This window comes from Methylobacterium sp. A52T (assembly GCF_053346095.1).
The window spans coordinates 1-18,687 of the sequence record NZ_JBKFBI010000123.1 but is presented as its reverse complement, the minus strand read 5'-3'; the positions used below and the strand labels follow the sequence as shown (position 1 = coordinate 18,687).

The window sequence follows — 18,687 nt, the reverse complement described above, 5'->3', positions numbered from 1 at the left end:
GACCTGCCCCACCACCTCGCGCATCCGCGTCCCGGACTCCGCCGCGGGACTGCGCGTCTCGGCGGCCGGCGCGTCGCGGCGCGCGGGAGCCTGCGGCGCGGCCGACGGATCGGCGGGCGGGGCCTTCTGCCCCCCGAGGCTGCGCTGGATGAGAGCGGTCGCCTCCTCCAGCCGGCCGAGGCCGGTCAGGCGGGTGGCCTCGATCATGTCGGCGAAGGGTGACGGGCCGGTCTTGTCGTCGCGCTGTCCGTCGCGACTGCCGAAATCCTCGGTCATGCGTGCGCGCCTCACTGCCTCAGCATCTCCGTCACGGCCGGATCCGGCGCGCCCGTGCCTCCCCCGGGGGAGCGCACCGGCAGCGCGCGGGCCAGCCTCCGTCACCCCGCGAGAGGCTCCGTCGACGGTGTTTTGTGCATTGCAATAAACGCCCCTGTGCGATGCGGCAACAGCCGGCGGCGCGCGGCAGGCGTGCGGATCGGAGAGCGGGACGGACCGGCGCTCAGGCCGGATCGTCCGCCCCGATATACTCGGCCCAGATCGCGGCAGGACCGAGGCTCGCGCGGAAGCTGTCGTGCCGGGCACGCTCTGCATCCGTGAGGCGAGACCGGTAGGGGCGGGGCGCCGCCGGAGCCGCCGACGCCAGGGCCGCCGAGCCGGCCAAAGGGGCGGCCGTCGCGGCCTCCAGGAGGCCGAGGCTGGTCTGCTTGCCGCCGAGCAGCTCGACGTAGACCTCGGCCAGGATCTGCGCGTCGAGGAGCGCCCCGTGCTTGGTGCGCCGGGTGTTGTCGATGCCGTAGCGGCTGCAGAGGGCGTCGAGGTTGTTGGCCGCGCCCGGGTGCTTGCGCCGGGCCATCGGCAGGGTGTCGACGACGTCCTCCAGCTGGATCGGCGGCGGGGCGTTCGCGCCGAGCCGGGCGTATTCCATGTTGAGGAAGCCGACGTCGAAGGGCGCGTTGTGGATCACGAGCCGCCCGTCGGCCAGGAAGGCCAGCAACTCGCCGGCGATCTCGGCGAAGAGCGGCTTGTCGGCGAGGAACGCGTCGGACAGGCCGTGGACGTTGAACGCGCCCTCGGAGACCGGCCGCTGCGGGTTGCAGTAGCGGTGGAAGGTCCGGCCGGTGGGGATGTGGTTGAGGAGCTCCACCGCGCCGATCTCGATCAGCCGGTCGCCTCCCTTCGCCTCCGTGCCGGTGGTCTCGGTGTCGAGGACGATCTCGCGCAGCATGGGTCTCGCGGCTCGCGGGGGATGGGGGCGGACCCTAGCGGGATAAGCCCGGGCGGTTAACCCGCCCTGCACGGCCGTCCCCGTCCATCGCCGTCGACCCAATGTCGAGCGCCCGTCGACCGCCCCGCCTAGCGGGAGGTGTTGCGGTAGACGCAGACCGGCCCCCGGTCCTCGTAGCCGCCCGGGCAGGCGGTGACGCAGGCGCCGGCCGCGACCTTCTTCGGCGGCGGGCAGCTGGCGACGTACTGGGCCCGCGCGGGCGCGGCCGCCAGCAGCAAGACCGGCAGCACGAGAAGGGCCGCGGCCCGGACGCCGCCGGACCGAACCGGATCTATCCTGCCCGAGCGCCGCGCCATCACGTCCATCCTGCCGTTCGTGTTCCGTCGGAACACAACCGCAGATATTCAATCCGCCGGGCGTGTCATCCGTCGCCGGCGTGCGGCTCCGCACGGTGCGCCGTCAGGCGCGCGACGATCCGCGCCACCTCGGCCTCGGCGGCGGGGAAGCCCCGGCCCGTGTCGATCACGAAATCCGCCCGGGCGCGCTTCTCGGCGTCGGGCATCTGCTTGGCCAGGATCGCCGCGAGGGCCGCCTCGGTCATGCCGGGGCGGGCGAGCACCCGCTCGCGCTGGATCTCGGGCGGGGCGCTCACCACCGCGACCGCGTCGCAGCGGCCCTCGCCGCCGGTCTCGTAGAGGAGCGGGACGTCGAGGACGACCAGCGCCGCCGCCGCGTGCCGCGCCAGGAAGTCCGTGCTGGCCGCGCGCACCAGGGGATGGACGATGGCCTCCAGCGCCGCCATCCGGTCGGGCGCGTCGAGCACCGCGGCGCGCAGCCGCGCCCGGTCGACCCCGCCGTGGTCGCCGAGCACGCCGGGAAAGGCCGCGCCGATCGCCGCCGCGGCCGCGCCGTTCGGCCCGTAGAGGGCGTGGACGGCGGCGTCGGCGTCGTGGACCGGGACACCGCGCTCCGCGAACATCCGGGCCGTGGCCGACTTGCCCATGCCGATCGAGCCGGTGAGCCCGAGGATGACGGGTCCGGATCCGGCCTTCGGGGTCATCCGGCGAGGTCCGCCACGATCCGGTCGCGCAGCTCGGGGGTGACGGCGGGACGCGGGCCGAACCACGCCGCGAAGCCCGGCACCGCCTGGTGCAGCAGCATGCCGAGCCCGTCCACGGCGGCGAGCCCCCGCCGCCGCGCCGCCGCCAGGAGTTCCGTCTCCAGGGGCGCGTAGACGATGTCGGCCACGGCCGCGTCCGCCGGCAGGGGCGACAGGTCGACGACGAGGGGCGGCTGGCCCTTCATGCCCAGGGACGTGGTGTTGACGAGGAGGCCTGTCCCGGGGAGCGCCGCCGGCAGGTCGTCCCAGGCGAGCGCCGCGCCGACGCCCGGCGCGAGGGCGGCCACCGCCTCGGCCCGGGCCGCGGTGCGGTTGGCGACCCAGATGCGCCGCAGGCCGCGCTCGGCGAGCCCGACCACGATCGCCCGCGCCGCGCCGCCGGCGCCGAGCACCAGGGCGGTGCCGCCGTCCGGCCAGGCCGCGCCCAGGCTGTGGTCGAGATGGGCGCAGAAGCCCGGCGCGTCGGTGTTGTCGCCGCGGATCCGCCCGTCCGGCCCGACCACCAGGGTGTTGACCGCCCCGATGGTTCTCGCCCGCGGCGTGAGCGTGTCCACCAGCGCGAAGGCCGCCTCCTTGTGGGGGATGGTGACGTTGCCGCCCCGGTAGCCGGACGCGGGCAGGGCGCGGACGAAGTCCGGAAAGGCCTCCGGGGCCACGTCGAGCCGCTCGTAGGAGCCCGGGATCCCGTGCACGGCGAGCCAGTGGCCGTGGATCAGCGGCGAGCGCGAGTGGGCGATCGGGTGGCCGACCACGAAGGCGCGGGGCTGGGCGCCGCTCACGCCGCGCAGTCCTGCGCGAGGCGGCAGGCCGGGCCGCCGGCCTCCTCGACCTGGAGGGTGGCGTGGCCGATGCCGAACCGGTCGCGCAGGCCCTCGGCGGTCTCGGTGAGGAAGCCGTTGCCGGGCTGGCGGTGGGCCTGATGTCCCTCCTGCATCACGAGATGGACCGTCAGGGCGACGCTGGTGGTGCTCATGGGCCAGATATGCAGGTCGTGGAGGCCGGCGACGCCCGGCCGCTCGAGGAGGAAGCCGGTCACCGCGTCCGGGGAGATCTCCGGCGGCACGGCGTCGAGGGACATGGCCACGCTGTCGCGCAGCAGGCCCCAGGTCGCCCAGACCACCAGGGCGGCGATGACGAGGCTGACCGCCGGGTCGAGCCAGGCGAGGCCGGTGAGCTGGATCACGAGGCCCGCCACCACGACCCCGGCCGAGACGGCGGCGTCGGCCACCATGTGGAGGAACGCCCCGCGGACGTTGATGTCCCCCTTGGCGCCGCTGGCGAAGAGCCACGCGGTCAGGCCGTTGACCAGGATTCCCACCGCCGCCACCACCATCACGGTCGTGCCCGCGACGGGCTCCGGGTGGATCAGCCGGACCAGCGCCTCCCAGATCACCGCCCCCATGGCGATGAGCAGGAACACGGCGTTGAACAGGGCGGCCAGGATCGAGGAGCCGCGGTAGCCGTAGGTGAAGCGCGCGCTGGCGCGGCGGCGCACCAGGATGGCGGCGATCCAGGCGGCCGCGAGGCCCAGCACGTCCGAGAGGTTGTGGCCAGCGTCGGCCACCAGCGACATGGAGTTGCTGAGATAGCCGTAGGCCGCCTCGATCACCACGAAGGCGGTGTTGAGCACGATGCCGATGGCGAAGGCCGTGCCGAAATCCTTCGGCGCGTGCGCGTGGCCGCCGAGGCCGCCATGGGCATGACCGCCGTGGGCGTGGGAGCCTCGGGAATGCCCTCCGTGGCCGCCGTGCGAATGGTCGTGTCCCGCCAAGGCGGTACTCCCTCAGAAAGCCAGAAGCCCGGCGGCGCGCAGCCGCGCGAGGAGCGGCAGAAGCGGCAGGCCCAGCACGGTGCTGTGATCGCCCCCGACCGATTCGAACAGGTGGATCCCCGGCCCCTCGAGCTGGTAACCGCCGACGCTCGCCCGCACGCGATCCTCGCCGGCGCAGTCCACATAGGCCGCGATCGCCCGGTCATCGAGGGGGCGCAGGGTCAGCCGCGCGGTCTCCACGAAGGCGTCCTCGACCGCCCCGGCCAGGACCACGGCGGAATGAAGGGCGTGGGTGCGGCCGGACAGACGGGCGAGCTGGGCCCGGGCCGACGCGCCGTCGGCCGGCTTGTGGAACACGGTGCCGTCGAGGTCGAGCACCTGATCGGCGCCGAGGACGATCCGCCCGGGATGGCGCGCCGCCACCGACTCGGCCTTGGCGCGGGCGAGGTGCAGGGCGAGGTCGGGCGGGGACAGGCCGGCGCTCGCCGCCTCCAGGGCGCGCTCGTCGACGTCCGGGGCGGCGGTCTCGACCGGCAGGGCGGCGCTCTCCAGGAGGAGGCGCCTCGTCGGGCTGGTCGAGGCGAGGAGGAGCGGATCCGGACCGGTCCAGGGCGAGCGGGGCATCGCGCCAGTGTCACGGATCCGGGGATCGGTGCAAGCCTGGCAGCCGGGCTGCGACGAGCCCCGCCGCCGGGATGGACCGGCCGGCGGGGCTGTCGCGGGGCCGATACGCTACTTGGCGCCCGGATGGAAGCTTGGCAGAGGCCGGTTAGGAGACGGTCAACGGCCCGATCGGGCCGGGATCGCGTTTCGTGCCGCCGCGGGACAGGCGTCGCGGCGTCCCGCAGCGGCGGGCGCGACTCCCGTCCCATCTGCTCCCCGATCCTGAGGGACCGGAGCGCAGCGACGTGACCCAGGCCAGCGCGCGGCTTGCCACCGTGGCGCTGCCTGGATCGCTCCGCTCGCGGGGACGGCGGCGATGCCCGCGGCCGGGGATGGCCTCAAGTGTTCATCGAGTCGAAGAAGTCGCCGTTGCTCTTGGTCTGGCGCAGCTTGTCGAGCAGGAACTCGATCGCGTCGGTGACGCCCATCGGGTTGAGGATGCGGCGCAGCACGTAGGTCTTCTTGAGCGAGTCCGGCGGGACCAGCAGCTCCTCCTTGCGGGTGCCCGAGCGGGTGATGTCGATCGCCGGGAAGATGCGCTTGTCGGAGACCTTGCGGTCCAGGATGATCTCGGAATTGCCGGTGCCCTTGAACTCCTCGAAGATGACCTCGTCCATGCGCGAGCCGGTGTCGATCAGCGCGGTGGCGATGATCGAGAGCGAGCCGCCCTCCTCGATGTTGCGGGCGGCGCCGAAGAAGCGCTTGGGCCGCTGCAGGGCGTTGGCGTCGACGCCGCCGGTCAGTACCTTGCCGGAGGACGGCACCACCGTGTTGTAGGCGCGGCCGAGGCGCGTGATGGAATCCAGCAGGATCACGACGTCGCGCCCGTGCTCCACGAGGCGCTTGGCCTTCTCGATCACCATCTCGGCGACCTGCACGTGGCGGGTGGCGGGCTCGTCGAAGGTCGAGGCGATGACCTCACCCTTCACCGAGCGCTGCATGTCGGTGACCTCCTCGGGCCGCTCGTCGATGAGCAGCACGATCAGGTAGCACTCGGGATGGTTCAGGGTGATCGACTGCGCGATGTTCTGCATCAGCACGGTCTTACCCGTGCGCGGCGGCGCCACGATCAGGGCGCGCTGGCCCTTGCCGATCGGCGCCACGATGTCGATGATCCGCGGCGAGAAATCCTTCTTGGTCGGGTTGTCCAGCTCGAGCTTGAACCGCTTCGTCGGGAAGAGCGGCGTCAGGTTGTCGAAGTGGACCTTGTGCTTGATCTTCTCCGGGTTCTCGAAGTTGATCGTGTTGACCTTGAGGAGCGCGAAGTAGCGCTCGCCGTCCTTGGGGCCGCGGATCGGGCCCTCGACGGTGTCGCCGGTCCGCAGGCCGAAGCGGCGGATCTGGGTCGGCGAGATGTAGATGTCGTCCGGGCCGGGCAGGTAGTTCGAGTCGGAGGAGCGCAGGAAGCCGAAGCCGTCCTGCAGCACCTCGACGGTGCCCGAGCCGATGATCTCGACCTCCTTGGCAGCGAGCTGCTTCAGGATGGCGAACATCAACTCCTGCTTGCGCATGGTCGAGGCGTTCTCGACCTCGACCTCCTCGGCGAAGGCCGTGAGGTCGGTCGGCGTCTTCGACTTGAGGTCCTGGAGCTTGACCTCGCGGACGCCCTCGAGGGCGGCGGGCATGGTCGGCGCGTCGGCCGGCTCCGCGGTCTCGATATCGTCGGCGAGGGCGTCGGGATTTGGCGTCATGGGGGTATCTTGCAACCGACGGAGGTGGTGGGAGGGCCGGTTCAGTGCCAAGTGCCCGGGGGATGGGCACCGGAGAGCGGGCCGCGCTGCGGCGAGGGGCCCGGGGTCAGGTTGGCGAAACCGATGAGGCAGGACCCTCGCGGCTCACGGGCGCGCTGCGGCGCAGACCTTGTGATGAGGGCCCCACACAGATAACGCCTTTCTCGCCCGCACTCAAGGGCCCGGACAAGGGCCCGGACATTGGCCCTGGACGCCGACGGCGACGCCGGCGACCGGGTGACGCGTTCACGAACCGGCGGGGCCTCGCCGGCGCGCCGCGGCGGCGCTACACGGGCCGCGTCGAACCGAGCCCGGACCCGGGTTTCGGAACCGGGCCGGGGCGCGGCCGTTCCCTGTCCCGGTGCTGCGGCGCAGCAGACCGTCGAATCGAGAGTTCCCCCAGACCGCCATGCGCGACGACGCCACCGGACGCACCCTCACCACGCACGAGCCGCGCCGGATCCCCTGGCTCGAGATCGTCTTCGGCTTCGGCCCGATGCTGCCGATCGCCGTCGGCACCGCCGTGACGTGGTGGCTGAACGGCAAGCCCCTCGACTACCTCGTGGCGCTGTTCACCCTGCTCTACGCCGCCTCGATCCTGCTGTTCCTGGCCGGCGTGCGCCGCGGCGTCAGCTTCCGGACCGAGGGCGGCCCGCAGGTGTCGCAGATCGTCACCATGCTGGTCCTCTACGGCCTCGGGCTGGGCAGCCTGTTCGCGGCGGTGATGGGCAAGGCGGTGCCGGCCCTCGCGATGCTGATCCTCGGCTACGCGGCCATCGGGATCCTCGACCCGATCGCGGCGCGCGCCGGCGAGGTGCCGCTGTCGCATGCCCGCCTGCGCCCGCTGCAGATGCCGATCGCCGTGGTGAGCCTCGCGGCCCTGCTCTGGCTGAAGCTGACCGCGCCGTACTGAGGTCTCTGGTCTGGGTGAACCGCGCCCTGTGCCGAACCGGCTTCCGCTTCGCTCCGCCGCTCCGGTTGATGCGCCCTCTCCGTCATCACGAGCGCAGCGACGTGACCCAGGGCGGCGCGACCTCGACAAGCGTGGCTCTGACTGGATCGCTTCGCTCCGCTCGCAAGGACGACACCGCCGGAGGGTCGGGCAGCCAGAGCGCCCGCGAACCGAATTCCCCTTTCGCCCGGCATGCTCTAGAGCCCGGCCGCAGGATCTCCGCCCGCCGGAGACGATCGAAGATTCGATGCGGGACCCAGGACTCGGGTCCGCGAGAAGCGAATGCGCCCATGTCCAAGCCCGACACCCCGCCCGTCACCCCGAAGGCCGAGACCCTGAAGCCCCGCCTGCCGCGCGGCTTCGTCGACCGCCGCGCCGGCGAGATCGCCGCGCAGGGCCGGATGCTGGAGACGATCCGCAGGAGCTTCGAGCTATACGGGTTCGAGGCCCTGGAGACGCCGTTCGTCGAGTACACCGAGGCCCTGGGCAAGTTCCTGCCCGACCTCGACCGCCCGAACGCCGGCGTGTTCTCGTTCCAGGACGACGACGAGGCGTGGCTGTCGCTCCGCTACGACCTGACGGCGCCGCTGGCCCGGTTCGTGGCCGAGAACTACGACGGGCTGCCCAAGCCCTACCGGAGCTACCGGGCCGGCTACGTCTTCCGCAACGAGAAGCCGGGGCCGGGCCGCTTCCGCCAGTTCATGCAGTTCGACGCCGACATCGTCGGCGCCGGCAGCGTCGCGGCCGATGCCGAGACCTGCATGCTGATGGCCGACACGCTGAACCGCCTCGGGCTCGGCGGCCAGTACGTGGTCAAGGTCAACAACCGGAAGGTGCTCGACGGCGTCATGGAGGCGATCGGGCTCGCCGGCCCCGACAAGGCCGGCCAGCGCCTCACCGTGCTGCGGGCGATCGACAAGCTCGACCGGCTGGGCGTCGACGGGGTGCGCGACCTGCTCGGCGGCGGCCGCAAGGACGAGAGCGGCGACTTCACCAAGGGCGCGGGCCTCGACGCCACGGCGATCGGCCGGATCCTCGCCTACGTATCGTTCCAGGCCGATGCCGGCGACGGCGCCGACAAGGTGGCGTTCTGGGAGAAGTTCTTCGCCGGCTGGCACGAGGCGGTCGGCGATTCGGAGACCGGCCGCGAGGGCATCGCCGAGCTGCACGCGATCATGCGCCTCTGCGCCGCCGCCGGCTACGGCCACGACGTGATCCGGGCCGATCCGAGCGTGGTGCGCGGCCTCGAGTACTATACCGGCCCGGTCTACGAGGCCGAGCTGACCTTCCCGGTCACCAACGAGGACGGCCAGACCGTGCGCTTCGGCTCGGTGGCGGGCGGCGGGCGCTACGACGGCCTCGTGGGTCGGTTCCGGGCCGAGCCGGTCCCGGCCACCGGCTTCTCGATCGGCGTCTCGCGGCTGTTCTCGGCGCTCCAGCTCGTGGGCAGCCCCCTGATCGCCGGCGCCGAGGCCCCCGGGCCGGTGGTGGTGCTGGTCCTCGACCGGGAGAACATGGCCGATTACCAGAGGCTCGTCGCGCTCCTGCGCGCCGACGGCATCCGGGCCGAGCTCTACCTCGGCGCCGCCGGCATGAAGGCGCAGATGAAGTACGCCGACCGCCGCCGCGCGCCCGTGGCGGTGATCCAGGGCTCGAACGAGCGCCTGGCCGGCGAGGTCCAGATCAAGGACCTGATCGAGGGCGCCCGGGCGGCCGAGTCCATCGCCAGCAACGCCGAGTGGAAGGCCGCGCGGCCCGCGCAATTCTCGTGTCCCGAGGCCGACCTGGTGGCGCAGGTCCGCGCCGTGCTGGCCCGGCATTTTCCGTCAACGGAGATCTGAGACACTCGCGCATCGAACCGCAAGTCGAACCGCACGTCGAACGCAGAGGCTCCGGCGGCGTTGTCGTCGGTCGGTGCCGCGGAGATGTCGGGATGCGCGCGAAGATCCTCGTCCTGTCCTTCGGCCTGGTCTGCGCCGGCGCGGGACCCGTCTGGGCCGCCCGGCCGGTCCTCGGCCGGCTGCCCAGCGCCGTCGCGCAGGCCACGCCCGGGACCGGCAGCGCGCCGATCCTGAGCGCCGGGATGGCGGGGGCGCCCGCCCTGACCGTGCTCGCCCGCCGCAAGCCGGCCCGGCGCCCGCGCGGCGCGCGCCTCGGCAGCCTCCGGCCGCTCTGAGCCGGTCTGAACCGGTCCAGTCACCGATGCCGTAGCGGAATCCGGCCGCGGCGCGGGGTCTGCGCAGTCCTGCGCGGCGCGCCGGCCCCACGCTTCCTGGGTGCGTGTCGCCAAGTCCGGTCGCGGTTGCTACAGAGCGCCCGCGAGGTGGATTGCCCCGCGAGGTGGATCGCGATGACACGACCGGAGGCGGGCGAGACGGGGGCGGGGGACGCGGCGCGCGCGCGGCTCTCCGCGCATCTGGCGGCGGCGGGCTACCGGCCGGTGACGCCGCCGGTGCTGCAGCCGCTGGAGCCGTTCCTCGAACTCTCGGGCGAGGATATCCGCCGGCGGATCTTCGTCACCCAGGACGCGGGCGGCGCCGAATTGTGCCTGCGGCCCGAATTCACCATTCCGGTCTGCCGCCTGCCCCGGGCGGAGGCCGACGGGCAGGCGGCCGATTACAGCTATTGCGGCCCGGTCTTCCGGCTCGCCGCCGACGAGCCCGACGAGTTCTTCCAGGCCGGCATCGAGTCGATCGGGCGGACCGACACGCCGGCGGCCGACGCCGAGGTGCTGGGCCTCGCCCTGGAAGGCCTCGCGCTGTTCGGCCGGACCGACCCGGCTGTGCGGCTCGGCGACATGGGCCTGACCGTGGCACTCCTCGACGGGCTCGCGGTCCCGCCCGCGGCTAAGCGCCGGACGCTCCGGGCTCTGGCGGCCGGGCGCTCGCTCGACGCCGTCACCAACGGCGCCGAGGGCACCCGTCCCGAGGATCCCCACGCGGGCCTACTGGCCGCGATCCAGGGCCAGGACCCACGGGGCGTGCGCGCCTTCGTGGAGGACGTCCTGGCGATCGCCGGGATCTCGGCGGTGGGCGGGCGCAGCGCCGGCGAGATCGCCGAGCGCTTCCTCGCCAAGGCCGCCGCGCAGGCCCATGGCGGGGCCGGGCTCAACGCCGAGAACCGCGCGCTCCTCGACCGCTACCGGGCGATCGCCGGCCATCCGGACGCCGCCGCCCGCGACCTGCGGGCGCTCGTCGCCGACGCGGGCCTGCGGCACGACGCGCTCGCGGCCGCCCTCGACCTGTTCGAGGAACGCACCGGCTTCATCGCGGCCCGCGGCCTGCCGATCGAGCGCTTCCGCTTCCAGGGCGGCTTCGCCCGCAACCTCGACTACTACACCGGCTTCATCTTCGAGGTGACCGAGCGGGACGGCCCGACCCTGGTCGGCGGCGGCCGCTACGACGGCCTGCTCGGCCATCTCGGCAGCCCGGCGCCGTTGCCGGCGGTGGGATGCACCTTCTGGATCGAGCGCGTGGCGGGAGCCGGCCGATGAGTGCCTCGGACGCGGCCGCCATGCCGCTGATCCTCGCCGTCCCGTCCAAGGGCCGCCTGCAGGAGAATGCCAGCGCGTTCTTCGGCCGGGCCGGGCTGAAGCTCGCTCAAGGCGCGGGCGCCCGCGACTACCGGGGCAAGCTCCTGGGCGTGCCCGACGTCGAGGTGCGCTACCTCTCGGCCTCCGAGATCGCCGCGCAGCTCGCCTCCGGCGCCGCCCATCTCGGCGTCACCGGCGAGGACCTGATCCGCGAGACCCTGCCGGACGTGCGCGGCCAGGTCGAGCTGCTGACGCCGCTCGGCTTCGGCAACGCCACCGTGGTGGTGGCCGTGCCCCAGGCCTGGATCGACGTGCGCGACATGTCCGACCTCGACGAGGTCGCGGCCGGCATGCGGACCCGCCACGGCCGGCGCCTGCGGGTCGCGACCAAGTACGTGAACCTGACCCGCCGCTTCTTCGCCGAGAAGGGCGTCGCCGATTACCGGATCGTCGAGAGCCTGGGCGCCACCGAGGGGGCGCCGGCGGCGGGCTCGGCCGAGATCGTGGTCGACATCACCACCACGGGCGCGACGCTCTCGGCCAACGCCCTGAAGGTGCTGGACGACGGCATCATCCTGCGCTCGGAGGCCAATCTCGTCGCCTCGCTGAAGGCGCCCTGGGGCGAGGGCCAGCGGGCGGCGCTCCGCACGGTGCTCGGCCGCATCGCCGCCGAGGAGCGCGCCCGGACCACCCGCGAGGTGCGCGCCGCCCTGCCGGAGAACGGCACGATCGACCTCGCCACGATCGCGGGCCTGCACGAGGCCGAGCTGCCCTACGGCGCACCGAAGGGTCCGGAGGGCGAGATCGTCCTGCGCTGCCGGGAGGCCGCGGTGTTCGACCTCGCCGGCGCCCTGGTCGAGGCCGGCGCGCGGGCCGTCACGGTGCGGCGGGTCGACTACGCCTTCGCGGCCGAGAACTCGCTGGCGGAGCGGCTCCTGGCGCGGCTCTGAGACCGCCGCGCGATGGAGCTGAAATGGCTCGAGGACTTCCTGAGCCTCGCGCGCACCGGCAGCTTCTCGCGCTCGGCGGTCGAGCGCCACGTCACCCAGCCGGCCTTCGGCCGCCGGATCCGGGCGCTGGAGGGCTGGCTCGGCGTCGCGCTGGTCGACCGCAGCACCTACCCGACCGCCCTGACGCCTGAGGGCCGGCTGTTCCTGGAGACCGCCGAGGAGACCGTGCGGCGGCTCCACGGCAGCCGCGACGCGCTCCGGGCCCGGATCCGGCCGCCGCCGCGGACCGTGTCGGTGGCGGCGCTCCACACCCTGGCGCTGACGGTCTTCCCGCGCTGGTTCCGGGACGTCGAGGCCCGCACCGGCCCCCTCGGCAGCCGGCTGCTGCCGGACGATTTCCACGGCTGCGTGCAGGCGCTGGCCGAGGGCGGCTACGACCTGCTGCTGACCTACCACCATCCCCTTGTGCCGATCCCCCTCGACCCGGCCGCCTTCCCGCACCTCGCCATCGGCCGGGACAGCCTCGTGCCGGTTCACCGGCCGGGGCCGGCCGCGGACCGGCCCGGGCTCGGCTATCCCCGGGACTCGTTCCTGGGCCGGGTCGCGGCAGTCGCCGGTGACGGGGCGGCGGCCGCCCATGTCAACGAGAACGCCATGGCGGAGGCCCTGAAGTTCATGGTCCTCGCGGGCCACGGCCGCGCGTGGCTGCCCGAGAGCCTCGTCGCCCGCGAGCTCGCCGACGGCAGCCTCGTGGCGGCGGGACCGGGCACGCCGCTGGAGATCCGGCTCTACCGCAGGGCCGGGCGCGGCGGCGCGGTCGCGGCGGTCTGGGCCGCGGCCGCCGCCCCGGCGGGGCGACCCCCAGGGGCCGCCCCCGCCCCGGGGCCGGGCGCCCTCCCGCGGGGCCGGGGGGGGGGGGGGGGCGGCGGGGGCCGGGGCCGCGCCCGCCGCCCTGGCGGCCGAACCCTAGGCGTCGCCGCGCGCCCGGTGCCGGATCGGCATGGCCGGTGCCGACACGGCATTGGATTCCCGCCCCGCCGCGGCCCATCACGGCGGCCGCGACGATCGGAGGCGGCGATGCTCGGTGTACTCGGCGGGATGGGCCCGATGGCCACGGTGGACTTCCTGGCCAAGCTCGTGCGGGCGACTCCCGCGGGGCGCGACCAGGACCACATCCCGACCCTGGTCTGCTCGGCCGTCGACATCCCCGACCGCGCCGACGCGATCCTGGGCGCCGGCCCGGACCCGCTGCCGGCGCTCCGCGCCGCCCTGGCGCGCCTCGAGGCCGGCGGCGCCACCCGGATCGCGATCCCCTGCAACACCGCCCATCACTGGCACGCGGCGCTGCAGGCCGCGACCGCCCTGCCGATCCTCCACATCGTCGACGCGGTGGCCGAGACCCTGGCCGAGACCCTGGCCGAGACCCTGGCGCGGACCGGGAGCGGGAGCGGCGGCCGGATCGGCCTGCTCGCCACCGACGGCACCCTGCGGTCCGGGCTCTACCCGGAGCGGCTGGCGCGGCACGGGCTCGCGTGCCGCGCGCCCGATGCGGCGGGTCAGGCCGCGGTGACGTCGGCGATCCGGCTGGTGAAGGCGCACCGGGTGGCCGAGGCGACGCCGCTGCTGGAGGCGCAGGTCCGGGCGCTGACCGAGGCCGGCTGCGACCGGGTGGTGATGGCCTGCACGGAGATCCCGCTCGCGCTCGCCGGGAGCGACCCGTCGGGCCTGCTGGTCGACGCCACCGAGGCGCTGGCGCGCGCCTGCGTGGCGGCGTGCCGGCCGGATTGCCGCGTCGACGCCGCGGCCCTGCCGCGCGCGGCCTGAGCGCAGGACCTCACGGGCCCTGCTTGGCGAACTCCGCCAGGACCCCGCGCAGGACCTTCAGACGGGCGTCGTAGGCGGCCGTGAGGCAGCCGACGTCGCCGCCGCAGGCGCGACGCTCCGTCAGCCACGCCTCCTGGTCGTCGCGCAGCTTGGCCTGGCCGCCCATCGGCAGCACGCTCTTCAGGATCTCGAACCGGGTCGCCATCTCGACGTCCCGGTCGTTGAGGGGGAGATGGGCGCAGATCGCCTTCTCGTCGGGGGCCTCGGCCCTGTCGCACGGGAAGCTCGCGGCCCGGGCGGGGGACGCGGTGATCGCGCCGGCGACCGGGCCCGCGAGGGCGGCCAGCGCGAGGGCGAGGACGAGAGGCTTCGACATGGCCTCCCAACGGGCCGGCCGCGGAAAGGCTCCGGCCGGGATCACAGGATCGCGGGATCGCGGGATCAGAGGCCCGGCTTGACGATCGCCAGGATGACGATGCCGATCATCAGCAGCGTCGGCACCTCGTTGAGCACCCGGTAGAACTTGTGCCCGCGGGTGTTCCGGTCGGCGGCGAACTCCTTGACCATGCGGGCGAGCCAGCCGTGGATGCCCGACATCGCGAGCACCAGCGCGAACTTCGCCTGCAGCCAGACGCTCGCGTAGAAGCCGCTCATCCAGGCGAGCGCCAGCCCGAACACCCAGGTGGCGATCATGGCGGGGTTCATGATCGCCTTGAGCAGGCGGCGCTCCATCACCTTGAAGGTCGCGGACTGCGCCTCCGCGCCGGGCGGCAGGCTCGCGTGGTAGACGAACAGCCGGGGCAGGTAGAGCATCCCGGCCATCCAGGCGATCAGGCTGATGACGTGGAGGGCCTTGATCCAGTCGTACAGCACGCGCGGCCTCAGCCCTGTCCGCGCAGCCGCGCGAGCATCCGCTCGACATGGGCCACCGGCGTCTGCGGCGTGATGCCGTGGCCGAGATTGAAGATGTGCGGCAGGCCGGCGGTCGCCTCGCGCACCGCGTCCACGGCGGCATCGAGGGCCGCGCCGCCCGCGATCAGCGTGTCGGGATGCAGGTTGCCCTGCGTCACCGTCGCGGCCGGCACCGTCTGCCGCAGGGCCTTCAGGTCCACGCCCCAGTCGACGCCGACGGCGTCGGCGCCGGTCTCCGGCACCACCCGGGCGTGGCCGTCGAGGCCCGAGCCGCGGGCGAACACGATGATCTTCGCCCCCGGCACCCGGGCGCGGACGCCCGCCACCATCCGGGCGATCGGCCGCAGCGACCAGCGGGTGAGGGCATCGGAGGCGGGTGCATCCGGCAGGGCGCTCTCGGATACGTCGCCCACGGGCTCGACGGCGCCGCCGCCGGAGGCCGGCACGGCGCGCGGCAGGGTGCCGGCGTGGGACTCGAAGATCTGCACCGCGTCGGCGCCGGCCTCGAGCTGGCGCACGAGGTAGTCGGTCTGCACGGCGACGAGGCGGTCGATCAGGGTGTCGACCAGGGCGGTGTCGCCCTCGGCCAGGGCCCGCGCGGGGGCGAGGTCCGGCGTGCCGCGGCCGCCGATCATGTAGCTCGCCACCGTCCAGGGAGCGCCGCAGAAGCCGAGCAGCGTGGTCTCGCCCGGCAATTCGGCCCGCAGCCGTGTCACCGTCTCGAAGACCGGCGCGAGGTGGGTCATGATCGCCGGGTCGCCGGCCTCGCGCAGGCGCGCGAACGCGTCCCGACCGTCCAGCGGGTCGAGGCGGGGTCCCTCGCCCTCGACGAAGCGCACGTCCTGGCCGAGCGCGTGGGGGACGACCAGGATGTCGGAGAACAGGATCGCCGCGTCGAAGCCGAAGCGCCGGATGGGCTGGAGCGTCACCTCGACGGCGAAGTCCGGGCTGTAGCAGAGGTCGAGGAACGAGCCGGCCTCGGCCCGGGTCGCCCGGTACTCCGGCAGGTAGCGCCCGGCCTGGCGCATCATCCAGGCGGGGGGCGGACCGATCGCCTCGCCCTCGAGGACCCGCAGCACCTTGCGCTCGGACGTCGTGCCCGACGTCGTCTGCCCGGGCTCGCGCTCCGTCCCCGTCATGGTCGCTCCCATCCCGTATCCCTCACCCCGCATGCCCGTCGGCGGGCGTCCTGTCGAGTCGAGGCGCGCCGATCCCCACACAGGCCCCTTCGAAAAGATAAGAGAGAATCTTGGAGTCTGTTTTTTCTTCTGGGGGGCCGAATCTCGGGGGCACAAAAGCGTCCACAGGCGGTCCCCGCCGCCGCGCCGTTAACGGGGCTTTAAAGGATTTCCGCCAACTTGCGAGAACCGGATGGTCCGACAGCGCCTTGGCAACGCCGAGTCGTGTACGGGCGCCGGATTCGCGACCGATTCGTCCAGAGAGCCGGATTCGGCGCGTCCCGATCATCTGCCTGTGAACGGCGGAGTCGACAGCGCGCACCGGGATCGCCCTGGACCGGCCCGGCGGGGCATCCTATCCACACTCATCGACTCCCCTGGCGGCCGGCGGTGGACAACGTGGGCGCCGCGCGAGGCGACCGCACAGTCGGCCGAGAGGTCGACCGCAGAGGCGATCGGAATGGGCCGCAGCTACTTCCACCTCCACCTCGTCTCCGACTCCACCGGCGAGACGCTGATCAATGTCGGGCGCGCGGCCGCCGCCCAGTACGAGGGCGTGTCGGCGATCGAGCACGTCTACCCGCTGGTGCGCTCGGCCGCGCAGCTCGACCGGGTGATCTCGGAGATCCGGGCCGCGCCGGGCCTCGTCCTCTACACGCTGGTGGGAGGCGACCTCGGCGAGCGGCTGGAGGAGGTCGCTCGGGAGACCGGCTCGCCCTGCCTGTCGGTGCTGCGGCCGGTCCACGACCTGCTGCGCGCGTATCTCGGCGCCGAGACCACGGCGCGGCCCGGCGCCCAGCACATGCTGAACGCGGAGTACTTCAAGCGCATCGACGCGATGAACTTCACGCTGGCCCACGACGACGGCAACCTGCCGGACGATCTGGAGGAGGCCGACGTGATCCTGCTCGGCGTCAGCCGGACGTCGAAGACGCCGACCTCGATCTACCTCGCCAATCGCGGGCTCAAGACCACCAACCTGCCGCTGGTGCCGGGCATGCCGCTGCCGCCGGCGATCGAGCGGGCCCGCAAGCCCCTCGTGGTCGGCCTGTTCGCGTCGCCGGAGCGCATCGTGCAGATCCGGCAGAACCGGCTGTCGAGCCTCAACGCCGACGAATCGTCCCTCTACGTCGACCGCTCGGCGGTGGCGGACGAGATCACGATGTCCCGCCGGCTGTTCACCAAGAACCGCTGGCCGACGATCGACGTCACCCGCCGGTCGATCGAGGAGACCGCCGCGGCGATCGTCGACCTCTACCGCGACCACCGGCTGAAGTTCATCGCCGACTGAGGCGGGGCCTCCGAAGGGCTCGGCCCTTCGGCGGGGTCCGGCCGTCCCCCGAGGCCGGGGGCGGGCCCCCCGAAGGGCGCGGCCCTCCGGCGGGGCCCGGCCGTCCCCCGAGGCCGGGGGCGGGCCGGCGGATGCCGGCGGCGCGCGGATCGGTCCGCGGAGCCGCTGGCGTCAGCGCGCGTAGGCGAAGTGGCTGCGCTGCTCGATCTGGGCCGCGTAGAAGTCCTCGACGACCTCGCGGACTACTTCGGCCAGCTCGTCGCCCCGGTGCTCGTCGAGCTGGATGTCGCTGCCGACCGTCCGGCCGATGGAGCAGCTCGCCGCCCCCGGCACGAGGCGCTCGTTGTAGCGCTGGTTCAGGCCCGAGACCGAGATGTAGTTGCTGCCGCCGAGTTCCGGACCGTACTTGATCTTGATCTTCTGCTCGGACTCGGTGCCGCGCAGCTGCGCGCACAGGCTGATGAAGTTGTCCTGATCGATCTTCGCCTCGAGGCCGGTGATGCTGCCGTGGACGTTGTCCTCCTCGTTGAGGACCTCGGCCATCAGGTTCAGCACGCCCATGACGGGCTGGAGCGCCCGGGACCCGTCCTCGAGCAGCTTCCGCCGGAAGTCGTTGCTGCGCTCGTCGGCCGCCTGCAGCCGCGCGCGGAACCTGTCCTTGACCTCGTTGGCGCGTGCCATCGCGCTCCTCCCTGGTGGTTCACCCGATGCTTTACCGCTCGGATAACCGAAACCTACGAGGCCAATTCAGATGACGCAAGATAGTGCAAAATATTGATGCCTGCTCAGAACGTGAGCCGTTGCACAGGAATAATACTTGCTCATGAACTGTGCAACGGCGGCAGGTCCGGGAGGCGCGCTTACTTCAGGAGCTGAAGGAGGCTCCGTCCGGCCGGAGTCTTGAGCTCCTCGGCGTCGAGGGTGCCGTCGTTGTCGGGATCGGCCGCCTTGAAGCGCTGCGCGACCAGGGCGAGGTATTCCTTACGGTCGAGGGTGCCGTCGGAATCGGTGTCGGCGGTCTTCAGGTCCTTCTTGCTGAGCCGGCCCTTCAGCTCCCTGGCGTCGACGGTGCCGTCCTTGTCGGTCTCGGCGGCGTCGAAGACCTTGCCGGCGGCGGCCTGGGCCTCGGCCAGGTCGATCGTGCCGTCGTGGTCGGTGTCGACCATCTTCAGCGTGCGCTCGGTGCCGGAGGACCGGGCGAGCGCCGCCGACGGCAGCGCGGCCGGCAGGACCAGGAGGGTCACGAGGGCGGTGGCGAGGGCGACGGTCGGGGCGCCCGTGGCGGCGCGGACGGATCTGTGCGGGTTCGCGGGCATGGGGATCTCCGGTGCCGGGCGGTTGCGGCAGCCCAAATCCCGGTCTCGGCTCGCGTTCCCGCGCCCGCCTTCACGAGATGCGGAGCCGCGCCGCGCTCAGCGGACCGGGCCGTCGAGCGGTGCGAGCCGGTCCGCCGCGGGGGCCGCGGCTCCCCCCGGCGCGGCGCGCGACAGGGTCCGGGCCAGGGCCCTGAGATCCGGGACCGGGGCGCCCGCCGCGCCG

19 protein-coding genes and 2 pseudogenes are annotated in these 18,687 nt (G+C 73.3%); 8 read left to right on the top strand and 13 right to left on the bottom strand.

The annotated features are described in order from the left end of the window. The 8 genes and pseudogenes from ACLBYE_RS23570 to rho form a co-directional block, all read right to left on the bottom strand. Nucleotides 1-276, bottom strand: a pseudogene (locus tag ACLBYE_RS23570) (esterase); the annotation flags it as partial. A gap of 223 nt (nucleotides 277-499) precedes the next feature. Further along, nucleotides 500-1,225 (bottom strand): DNA polymerase III subunit epsilon, encoded by a 726-nt coding sequence (dnaQ, locus tag ACLBYE_RS23565; protein WP_447696026.1) that lies wholly within the window; start codon nucleotides 1,223-1,225, stop codon nucleotides 500-502. 128 nt (nucleotides 1,226-1,353) lie between these two features. Beyond that, the gene (locus ACLBYE_RS23560; protein WP_447696025.1) at nucleotides 1,354-1,581 is read right to left on the bottom strand and encodes a hypothetical protein; all 228 of its coding nucleotides are present in this window, start codon (nucleotides 1,579-1,581) and stop codon (nucleotides 1,354-1,356) included. A gap of 65 nt (nucleotides 1,582-1,646) precedes the next feature. After that, complete coding sequence (gene coaE / locus ACLBYE_RS23555; RefSeq protein WP_447696024.1) at nucleotides 1,647-2,285, bottom strand: dephospho-CoA kinase; 639 nt, start codon at nucleotides 2,283-2,285, stop codon at nucleotides 1,647-1,649. Further along, complete coding sequence (locus ACLBYE_RS23550) at nucleotides 2,282-3,124, bottom strand: shikimate dehydrogenase (protein WP_447696023.1); 843 nt, start codon at nucleotides 3,122-3,124, stop codon at nucleotides 2,282-2,284. Before ACLBYE_RS23550 ends, coaE begins: the two co-directional genes overlap by 4 nt. Continuing rightward, nucleotides 3,121-4,116: a cation diffusion facilitator family transporter gene (locus ACLBYE_RS23545; protein ID WP_447696022.1), complete on the bottom strand. Its 996-nt coding sequence runs from the start codon at nucleotides 4,114-4,116 to the stop codon at nucleotides 3,121-3,123. The genes ACLBYE_RS23550 and ACLBYE_RS23545 overlap by 4 nt, the downstream gene beginning before the upstream one ends. Before the next feature lie 12 nt (nucleotides 4,117-4,128). After that, nucleotides 4,129-4,740 (bottom strand): Maf family protein, encoded by a 612-nt coding sequence (locus tag ACLBYE_RS23540; protein WP_447696021.1) that lies wholly within the window; start codon nucleotides 4,738-4,740, stop codon nucleotides 4,129-4,131. A 377-nt stretch (nucleotides 4,741-5,117) separates the two neighbouring features. Continuing rightward, nucleotides 5,118-6,470, bottom strand: coding sequence for a transcription termination factor Rho (rho, locus tag ACLBYE_RS23535; protein WP_056533627.1), 1,353 nt, complete (start codon nucleotides 6,468-6,470; stop codon nucleotides 5,118-5,120). A 448-nt stretch (nucleotides 6,471-6,918) separates the two neighbouring features. On the opposite strand from rho, the gene ACLBYE_RS23530 reads away from it, so the two are divergent. The 7 genes and pseudogenes from ACLBYE_RS23530 to ACLBYE_RS23500 all read left to right on the top strand — a co-directional run bounded on the left by ACLBYE_RS23530 (nucleotide 6,919) and on the right by ACLBYE_RS23500 (nucleotide 13,767). Next, the gene (locus ACLBYE_RS23530) at nucleotides 6,919-7,422 is read left to right on the top strand and encodes a DUF3429 domain-containing protein (RefSeq protein ID WP_056533629.1); all 504 of its coding nucleotides are present in this window, start codon (nucleotides 6,919-6,921) and stop codon (nucleotides 7,420-7,422) included. A 329-nt stretch (nucleotides 7,423-7,751) separates the two neighbouring features. Then, on the top strand, nucleotides 7,752-9,302 hold the full coding sequence (gene hisS / locus ACLBYE_RS23525; protein ID WP_447696020.1) for a histidine--tRNA ligase: 1,551 nt from the start codon (nucleotides 7,752-7,754) through the stop codon (nucleotides 9,300-9,302). Between the two features lie 92 nt (nucleotides 9,303-9,394). Continuing rightward, complete coding sequence (locus ACLBYE_RS23520) at nucleotides 9,395-9,637, top strand: hypothetical protein (protein WP_447696019.1); 243 nt, start codon at nucleotides 9,395-9,397, stop codon at nucleotides 9,635-9,637. Nucleotides 9,638-9,811: 174 nt separating this feature from the next. After that, nucleotides 9,812-10,954, top strand: a complete 1,143-nt coding sequence (locus tag ACLBYE_RS23515; RefSeq protein WP_447696018.1) for an ATP phosphoribosyltransferase regulatory subunit — start codon at nucleotides 9,812-9,814, stop codon at nucleotides 10,952-10,954. Next, entirely contained in the window at nucleotides 10,951-11,943 is a 993-nt protein-coding gene (gene hisG / locus ACLBYE_RS23510; protein WP_447696017.1) for an ATP phosphoribosyltransferase, read from the top strand. Before ACLBYE_RS23515 ends, hisG begins: the two co-directional genes overlap by 4 nt. 12 nt (nucleotides 11,944-11,955) lie before the next feature. Next, a pseudogene (locus ACLBYE_RS23505) lies at nucleotides 11,956-12,795 on the top strand (LysR family transcriptional regulator); the annotation flags it as partial. Nucleotides 12,796-13,020: 225 nt separating this feature from the next. Beyond that, nucleotides 13,021-13,767, top strand: coding sequence for an aspartate/glutamate racemase family protein (locus ACLBYE_RS23500; RefSeq protein WP_447696027.1), 747 nt, complete (start codon nucleotides 13,021-13,023; stop codon nucleotides 13,765-13,767). Nucleotides 13,768-13,777: 10 nt separating this feature from the next. Here the strand turns inward: ACLBYE_RS23500 and ACLBYE_RS23495 are convergent, their stop codons facing one another. The 3 genes from ACLBYE_RS23495 to ACLBYE_RS23485 form a co-directional block, all read right to left on the bottom strand. Further along, entirely contained in the window at nucleotides 13,778-14,143 is a 366-nt protein-coding gene (locus ACLBYE_RS23495; protein WP_020094049.1) for a lysozyme inhibitor LprI family protein, read from the bottom strand. A gap of 65 nt (nucleotides 14,144-14,208) precedes the next feature. Continuing rightward, entirely contained in the window at nucleotides 14,209-14,640 is a 432-nt protein-coding gene (gene hemJ, locus ACLBYE_RS23490; protein WP_447696016.1) for a protoporphyrinogen oxidase HemJ, read from the bottom strand. Between the two features lie 8 nt (nucleotides 14,641-14,648). After that, nucleotides 14,649-15,818, bottom strand: a complete 1,170-nt coding sequence (locus ACLBYE_RS23485; protein ID WP_447696015.1) for a uroporphyrinogen decarboxylase — start codon at nucleotides 15,816-15,818, stop codon at nucleotides 14,649-14,651. 499 nt (nucleotides 15,819-16,317) lie between these two features. Between ACLBYE_RS23485 and ACLBYE_RS23480 the strand changes: the two genes are divergently transcribed. Continuing rightward, a complete protein-coding gene (locus tag ACLBYE_RS23480; protein WP_012321220.1) occupies nucleotides 16,318-17,148 on the top strand; it encodes a pyruvate, water dikinase regulatory protein in 831 nt (276 codons plus the stop codon). A gap of 171 nt (nucleotides 17,149-17,319) precedes the next feature. Here the strand turns inward: ACLBYE_RS23480 and ACLBYE_RS23475 are convergent, their stop codons facing one another. Next, nucleotides 17,320-17,829 (bottom strand): hypothetical protein, encoded by a 510-nt coding sequence (locus tag ACLBYE_RS23475; protein WP_042672382.1) that lies wholly within the window; start codon nucleotides 17,827-17,829, stop codon nucleotides 17,320-17,322. Between the two features lie 179 nt (nucleotides 17,830-18,008). Beyond that, entirely contained in the window at nucleotides 18,009-18,464 is a 456-nt protein-coding gene (locus tag ACLBYE_RS23470; RefSeq protein WP_447696014.1) for an EF-hand domain-containing protein, read from the bottom strand. Nucleotides 18,465-18,687: the final 223 nt, after the last annotated feature.

Bases quoted from the DNA above. Each gene is read 5' to 3' on its own strand.
- dnaQ (WP_447696026.1), bottom strand. From the start codon at position 1,225: ATGCTGCGCGAGATCGTCCTCGACACCGAGACCACCGGCACGGAGGCG.
- ACLBYE_RS23560 (WP_447696025.1), bottom strand. From the start codon at position 1,581: ATGGCGCGGCGCTCGGGCAGGATAGATCCGGTTCGGTCCGGCGGCGTC.
- coaE (WP_447696024.1), bottom strand. From the start codon at position 2,285: ATGACCCCGAAGGCCGGATCCGGACCCGTCATCCTCGGGCTCACCGGC.
- ACLBYE_RS23540 (WP_447696021.1), bottom strand. From the start codon at position 4,740: ATGCCCCGCTCGCCCTGGACCGGTCCGGATCCGCTCCTCCTCGCCTCG.
- rho (WP_056533627.1), bottom strand. From the start codon at position 6,470: ATGACGCCAAATCCCGACGCCCTCGCCGACGATATCGAGACCGCGGAG.
- ACLBYE_RS23530 (WP_056533629.1), top strand. From the start codon at position 6,919: ATGCGCGACGACGCCACCGGACGCACCCTCACCACGCACGAGCCGCGC.
- hisS (WP_447696020.1), top strand. From the start codon at position 7,752: ATGTCCAAGCCCGACACCCCGCCCGTCACCCCGAAGGCCGAGACCCTG.
- ACLBYE_RS23520 (WP_447696019.1), top strand. From the start codon at position 9,395: ATGCGCGCGAAGATCCTCGTCCTGTCCTTCGGCCTGGTCTGCGCCGGC.
- ACLBYE_RS23515 (WP_447696018.1), top strand. From the start codon at position 9,812: ATGACACGACCGGAGGCGGGCGAGACGGGGGCGGGGGACGCGGCGCGC.
- hisG (WP_447696017.1), top strand. From the start codon at position 10,951: ATGAGTGCCTCGGACGCGGCCGCCATGCCGCTGATCCTCGCCGTCCCG.
- ACLBYE_RS23500 (WP_447696027.1), top strand. From the start codon at position 13,021: ATGCTCGGTGTACTCGGCGGGATGGGCCCGATGGCCACGGTGGACTTC.
- ACLBYE_RS23495 (WP_020094049.1), bottom strand. From the start codon at position 14,143: ATGTCGAAGCCTCTCGTCCTCGCCCTCGCGCTGGCCGCCCTCGCGGGC.
- ACLBYE_RS23485 (WP_447696015.1), bottom strand. From the start codon at position 15,818: ATGACGGGGACGGAGCGCGAGCCCGGGCAGACGACGTCGGGCACGACG.
- ACLBYE_RS23480 (WP_012321220.1), top strand. From the start codon at position 16,318: ATGGGCCGCAGCTACTTCCACCTCCACCTCGTCTCCGACTCCACCGGC.
- ACLBYE_RS23475 (WP_042672382.1), bottom strand. From the start codon at position 17,829: ATGGCACGCGCCAACGAGGTCAAGGACAGGTTCCGCGCGCGGCTGCAG.
- ACLBYE_RS23470 (WP_447696014.1), bottom strand. From the start codon at position 18,464: ATGCCCGCGAACCCGCACAGATCCGTCCGCGCCGCCACGGGCGCCCCG.